At 51.6% G+C, this 4,607-nt stretch carries 3 protein-coding genes; all 3 read left to right on the forward strand.

Going from position 1 to position 4,607, the window contains the following annotated elements; translation table 11 throughout:
- The coding region (locus BN93_RS00475) for a TonB-dependent receptor (protein WP_044259473.1) at nt 1–2,446 on the forward strand (2,446 nt) is incomplete at its 5' end.
- 58 nt (nt 2,447–2,504) lie between these two features.
- Nucleotides 2,505–3,863 (forward strand): DUF4876 domain-containing protein, encoded by a 1,359-nt coding sequence (locus tag BN93_RS00480; RefSeq protein WP_044259475.1) that lies wholly within the window; start codon nt 2,505–2,507, stop codon nt 3,861–3,863.
- 87 nt (nt 3,864–3,950) lie between these two features.
- The coding region (locus BN93_RS00485) for a DUF6850 family outer membrane beta-barrel protein (RefSeq protein ID WP_044259292.1) at nt 3,951–4,607 on the forward strand (657 nt) is incomplete at its 3' end.

Here is a 4,607-nt window from a genome sequence, read left to right on the forward strand (position 1 = left end):
ACTAGACGACAACAACCTTTACCTGAAAGACGTGCAGGTGAACGCCATGCGCGCACCCAGGCACAGCAACTCGTCGATGCTCATTCAGCGAAACACCATCGACAACATTCAGGCTTACAGCTTGGCAGACATCGTTCAGGCACTGCCAGGCAAGGCTATCCTTAATACCGACATGCACAATGCCAGTTTCTTAACCTTACGTTCGGCCCTGCAAGGCGACTTGCAAAACCCCCTCGATGCCTATTCGCGCAACAAACTTAACGACTATGTGCGCAACGCCGCCTTCGGCATTGCCTACGTGGTAGACGGTACGCCCCTCTCGAACAACACCAACATGCAGCTGGACAGCTACGGAAAATGGGGCGGAATAAAGATGTTCGACCGCCGTTTTAACACCGACAACAACGAGAATGTGGGCAGCGGAAACGACTTGCGCCTTATTCCAGCCTCGTCCATAGAAAGCGTTGAGGTGATTTCGGGCGTGGCTCCTGCCAAGTATGGCGACCTAAGTAGCGGTGCCGTAATCATCAATCGCCGCGCCGGACTTACCCCTTTCTATGGTAGCGTGAAGGTGCAATACGATATTTTCAACGCCTCGTTGGGCAAAGGTTTCGCTCTTGGCGAGCGTTGGGGCATGCTTAACCTCAACGTAGACTATCTGCACAGCACCCGCGACAGGCGCGACAAGCTGAAAACAAACGCTAACATCGCCCTCAACGCCACGTGGACACACACCATTAGTAGGGCATTGGCGTGGGAAAACACCCTCGCAGTAGACTTCTCCAAAAACGTTGACGGACTGAAAAGCGACCCCGACGCCACGCTTAACCGCACCCGAACCGACCGCCAGAACCTGCGTTTGGCCCTGCGCGGCGCGCTTTCGCCACAGCAAAACGCACTTATCGACGGCATCGACTATAACTTTTCGCTCTCCTTGTCGCACCAATACGACATGCACGAAGAGTTTATCGCCAACAACAGGCTAAACCTTATCACCGATGCCTACACCAACGGCGTGCACGAAACCGATGTTGCGCCACCCTATTACACGGCCCTTTTGGAGATAGACGGCAAGCCCTTGGCCCTCTCGGCCAACGTGGAGGCACGCCGAACACTAAGGTGGAGCCGCGCCACACACACGCTTAGCTTGGGTGTTTTCGCCCGACATGAGGCCAATCATGGGCGTGGAAAGATTTTCAACGCCGAAACTCCGTTCTACGATGGCGGACAAGGAGGGCGCGGCGACCGCTCTTATCAATATCGAAACCGCATCAAGCTGAACCAATACGGCTTGTATGTGCAAGACAAGTTGGTGCTGCCCACGGCTCACGGCACGCTTAACGCAACGGCCGGCCTACGTCTTGAATACCAAAACCAACGCTTTGCGGCCTCTCCACGCATCAACATGATGTGGGCGTTAGACAATGGATTGAGCTTTAATGCAGCATACGGCATCAGCTATAAGATACCCGCCACGGCTTTTTTATATCCCGAAAACGTGTATTTCGACCGTCTGGTGTACAGCAATTACAGCAACAACGCCAACGAGCGGCTCTTTATGTACAAAACCAAAGTGGTTAATCCCACCAATCCCAATTTGCTTTCGCCCTACACACACAGCTTTGAAGTGGGCACAGCCTATGTCAACAGCAACTTCAACACCTCGCTAACTGGCTATCTCAAGATAGACTTGCGCGGCATTAGTTCGGAGGCTGTGCTCGATACGATGTGGGTTCAGCGTTACGAAACCGTGGCACAACCGCCCAACCAACGACCCATTTATGCGCCAAAAGGCGACCCCGAACTCATCATCGACTATTACTACACGCCCCGCAACCTGCTTTACAGTCGCGATGCAGGCGTAGAATGGATTGGCAACCTGCGCAACATCAAGCCCTTGGGCCTAGGCGTTAACTTCTCGGTGGTTTACAATTACAGCCTTTATCATCATCAAGGCGAACGTATGGGTACGTCTATCGACCTCGACAAAGAGGCCGTTTCGGGCATCTACGCCCCTACAAAGAACAGTTCGCACGAGCTAATCTCCACCCTAAGCCTCACCAAACAGATACCCGCCCTTGGCTTGATATTCAACTTGCGCCTGCAAAACTTCTGGTTCAGGCACTTCAACCGCCACGGGTTCGATATCTATCCCATCGGTTACGTCGACCGAAACTTCCGTCGTGTGTACCTCGACGAGCAGCAACGAAAGGACATCCGCTGGACCTATCTGCGACTAAAAGACAACGAACCCGTAAACATTTCGCAGCCAATCATCATTCCCAACTGTCACCTTCGCGTGTCTAAGGAGATTGGCAAGCAGCTGCGCCTGTCGTGTTATATAAATAATGTGTTCAATTATCGCCCTTGGATAGAACGCCAAGGCGACCGAATATACTTTAACCAGCCGCCAACGGTGAGCATGGATGTTAGCTACAAGTTCTAAATGGCCTTGCTTTCTGCTTACCACAAGCAATATAAACAACATTAAATTCACAAAAAAAATGAAAGAGAAAAGACGTTGGGGCAACCGCATAGCCCTATTACTAACAATGGCCATAGCCGCATTGTTCGCCGCTTGCAGCGAGAACGACGCACCCGAAGTGTCGAACGCATCGGTGAAAGTAAGCGTTAAAATCGACAAGACTTTCGAGAAAGCCAAAGCCCAAAAGGTTGCAATTACCTTGCGCAACACCAACACAGGCAAAGAAACGGCTTACGAAGCAACCATCAACGGCACGGTGGAGTTGCCCAATCTGCCCGTAGACATGTACGACATCGTGGCAACCTACACCCTTCCCGCCAAAGAATACACCGAGATTACAGGCGAAAAGAGCAACGAAGATGTGCTTTTCTCGGCCGCGGCAACGGGCATACAGCTCCAGCCCAGCAAGCAAACGTCCGTCAATTTGGAGCTAACCACATCCACAACCGATGATTTCGTGCTCAAAACCCTCTATTATGCAGGGTCGGACAACAAGAAAGCGGCAGGCGAGAACGATTGCTTTGTCGAGATTTATAACAACACCTCGCGCACCCTTTACGCTGATAGCCTTTGTTTCGCACTCACGACAATGAACAGGTATGGCTATCTCTCTGATGGCAATTGGCACAAACAAGCAACACCCCAAAAGTTCTATTTCACCTCGAAAGGCACTTACGACTGGAGCAAATCAGAAGGTATGGCCGATGCTGCAAATGCCAACGACAAGTACGTTTATGGCGACATTGTGCTCATGGTGCCGGGTTCGGGCAAGGATTATCCCATCAAACCGGGCGAAAGTTTCATCATCGCACCCTTCGCCCAGAACTACAAGCAACCTTTTACAAAAGAGAATGGGAAACAAGTAACCCCCGAATGGCCCGACTCTACGCTCGACCTGAGCAAGGCAGAGTTTGACGTGGTGTACCCCAAAAACGAAGAATTGGATAACAAGGACGCGGCAAATATGGTGATTATAGAAAAAGGAAACCATAGGTTTATGCGTTTTTCGCGCAATGGCAAGCAGGGATACGTCATCTTCCGCCACCCTTCGCCCAGCAAATTGCCCAGGTATCTCCGTCCGTATAGAGACTTAAAGAACTCTGATGGAACTGTTTTCATGCAGATACCCATCAATTGCATCATCGATGCCGTTGAGGTTATCAACCCCAATGCCGATGGTTACGTGTCGCCAAAGGCTTTCCCAAAGCAACTAGATGCCAGCTATGCCTACTCAAAGCCCGATTATAGTTTCCGTTGCATCTCGCGTAAGGTGAGCCGAGTGAATGAAGGTCGCCGCATATTGCAAGACCTCAACAACTCTGCTCTCGACTTTGTTCAGATGATTCCAAACCCAAAGGCGTTTGCCCCAAGCAAGTAACGCCCCATTATAAGCTTCTCCGCTTGCCTGCATAGCAAAAGCAGGCAGGCGGAGAATTGCCTATACCGATATTCCCAAATCAACAACATGCACGCACGTTTATTCGTATCTAGCCTCTTGTTCGGGCTTTTCTACATCGCCTCCGCTCAAGATTCGCTCACGCGCTTTGCCGTTCCCACCCCCCAAGAGTGGCGGCAACACCACCAAATCATGGCCTCACCCCTGGGCATTTACTTGCTACCGGCGCACAGCTATGGTTATACCTCGGCGACTTTCACCCACGAACGAGGCCCTTTAATGCGCCTGCAAACACCCGAAAAAGATACGAATTTGCGACTTTCGTCTATGGGAGCGTACGCGTCTAGCCGCTGGCGACTATACGGCGAGTTTGCTTACGACCGACAATTTGCCGATAGTGTGGGTTGGCTGCTTAGCGAAACGCCACGCCTGGGCATGCCCTACTACTTTGCATCGCCACGCAAAGGCAACTGGCTAAACGAGACCTACCAACTTAAAGGCGCAGCCAATTACCGCCTTTCGCACCTGTTCGACCTTGGTGCAGCCCTACAAATAAGGTATCATAAGGGCGCACGCAGCAACGATCCACGCCCCTCTACCGAGAGTTTTTACTCGCGTTATCACCTCAATATAGGCCTAAACCTCGCCCCCGTGCATATCTCTATGGCAGCAGGAATGGTCTACGGAACCAGCGACAACAACCTGATCTACGTGAACGAGAACAAC

This window comes from Prevotella conceptionensis 9403948, from assembly GCF_000312305.1.
GTDB lineage: Bacteria > Bacteroidota > Bacteroidia > Bacteroidales > Bacteroidaceae > Prevotella > Prevotella conceptionensis.

Coding starts and splice junctions, on each gene's coding strand:
- BN93_RS00480 (WP_044259475.1), top strand. CDS start 2,505: ATGAAAGAGAAAAGACGTTGGGGCAACCGCATAGCCCTATTACTAACA.